At 66.0% G+C, this 1,973-nt stretch carries 2 protein-coding genes and 1 pseudogene; 2 read left to right on the top strand and 1 reads right to left on the bottom strand.

From position 1 onward, the window contains the following. The coding region (locus C882_RS22650) for a MarR family transcriptional regulator (protein WP_043647367.1) at window positions 1-298 on the bottom strand (298 nt) is incomplete at its 3' end. A gap of 168 nt (window positions 299-466) precedes the next feature. Here C882_RS22650 and C882_RS22645 point away from each other — a divergent pair. Both C882_RS22645 and C882_RS22640 read left to right on the top strand, forming a co-directional pair. After that, window positions 467-1,603 carry a homogentisate 1,2-dioxygenase gene (locus C882_RS22645; protein ID WP_009543021.1) on the top strand — a complete coding sequence of 379 codons (1,137 nt, stop codon included), beginning with the start codon at window positions 467-469 and terminating at the stop codon, window positions 1,601-1,603. A 74-nt stretch (window positions 1,604-1,677) separates the two neighbouring features. Further along, a pseudogene (locus C882_RS22640) lies at window positions 1,678-1,973 on the top strand (fumarylacetoacetate hydrolase family protein); the annotation flags it as partial.

Genomic DNA, 1,973 nt, shown 5'->3' with positions numbered 1-1,973 from the left:
CCAGCCCCGCCTGCGTCATGCGGGCGACGGCGCGGCTGACCTGCACCTTGTCCATCTCGGTGCGCTCGGCCACCATGTTGGCGCAGACCTGCCCGCGCTGCGCCTCTTCAAGCCCCAACACGGCCATCACCCGCCATTCCGGTATCGTCAGGCCGAAGCGTTCGGCATAGAGCGCGGCGACCGACCGGCTGATCTGGTTGGACAGCACCGACAGCCGGTAGGGAATGAAATCGTCCAGGTAGAGCGGTGCCGCGCCGTCTTCGGGCGGCAGGCGGGTCGTGGCGGTGTCGGCAGTCATGGGCAAGCGGTCCCCAAGATTTTCCTTGGAAGTGGTTTCATTTGAAACTACCGTGTTTCCCACACGGCGGGCAAACCCTAACGCATCGCCCGCCGAATGGGAGCGAACGAAACGGTCTGTCCAGCGCCGCCCGAGCGGGCGGACGGGCAGGAACGGAGAGGCGGCACGATGAAGAACTGGATTTCCTTCCCCCATGTGGAAGGCACGGCCAGCCGGCAGGCCCACTGCGACATGCCGGAAGGAACCTACGAGCAGGAAATGGGGCGCGAGGGCTTCTTCGGTCCGGCCTCGCAACTGCACCACAAGCACGCGCCCACCGGCTGGGTGAAGTGGGAGGGCCCGCTGCGCCCCCGCGCCTTCGATCTCAACAAGGTGGACACGCCCAAGGCCAGCCCCTGGGATGCCCAGCTTGTGCTGTTCAACGCGGCGACAAAGGTTCGCATGTGGCGGACGGAGGGCAACATGCCCGCGCTCGCCCGCAACGCCGACGGCGACGACGTTCTGTTCTTCCACGAAGGCGAGGGCCGGTTCTTCTGCGACTACGGCCACATGACCTTCCGCGACGGCGACTACATCGTCGTGCCGCGCGGGGTGCAGTGGCGGCTTGAATGCGACAGCCCGGCCATGGTGCTGATGGTCGAGGCCACCGGCGACAGCTACAAGCTGCCCGAGAAGGGCATCATGGGCAGCCACGCCATCTTCGACCCGGCGGTGCTGGAGGTGCCGCGCATCGACGACACCTTCAAGGCCCAGTATTCCGAAGCGGAAACCCTCTGCGAGATCAAGCGCGAGGACACGGTGTCGCGCGTCACCTACGCCTTCAACCCGCTGGACGCCGTCGGCTGGCACGGCGACATGGCGCCGGTGAAGCTGAACTGGCGCGACATCCGCCCGCTGATGAGTGCCCGCTACCACGTGCCGCCGTCGGCGCACACCACGTTCCTGTCGGGCCGCGTCATCATCTGCACCTTCGCGCCGCGCCCCATCGAGAGCGACCCCGGCGCGCTGAAGCTGCCCTACTTTCACGCCAACGTGGATTTCGACGAGTTCATCTTCTACCACAAGGGCCAGTTCTTCAGCCGCGACAACATCCGCCCCGGCATGACCACCTACCACCCCATCGGCTTCCCCCACGGGCCGCACCCCAAGGCCTATGAAACCGCCATGGACTACGCGCGCAAGGAAACCGACGAGGTGGCGGTGATGATCGACACCCGCGACATGCTCCGCCCCGCCGACCTGCCGGAAGGCGTGGAGTGGACGGAATATTATCGGTCCTGGCAGAGTAAGGAAGCTGCGGAGTAGGGGGGCGACGACGATACGGGGGATTGCCATCCCCCGAACCCTCCAGTTTTTGTGACTTGGTCCGGGAAGAAACGATGAAACTCGCCAGTTTGAAGCAGGGGCGTGATGGGCGCCTTGTTGTTGTTTCGCGTGATCTGAAGACCTGCGTCGCCGTGCCCGATATCGCGCGGACCATGCAGGCCGCGCTGGATGACTGGGACACCCTCGCGCCCCGTCTTCAGCAGGCGTCCGACGACCTCAACGCCGGCACCGCCGTGGGTGCGGAGCCCTTCGACGAAGCGGCCTGCGAGAGCCCGCTGCCGCGTGCCTACCAGTGGGCCGACGGCTCCGCCTACGTCAACCATGTGGAACTGGTGCGCAAGGCGCGCGG

It is taken from the genome of Caenispirillum salinarum AK4 (assembly GCF_000315795.1).
Lineage (GTDB): Bacteria > Pseudomonadota > Alphaproteobacteria > Rhodospirillales > Rhodospirillaceae > Caenispirillum > Caenispirillum salinarum.
Note: the sequence above shows the minus strand (reverse complement) of the source record. Positions and strands in the feature narration are given on the sequence as shown.

Excerpts from the sequence above, each read along its gene's own strand:
- C882_RS22645 (WP_009543021.1), top strand. The coding sequence starts at position 467 with ATGAAGAACTGGATTTCCTTCCCCCATGTGGAAGGCACGGCCAGCCGG.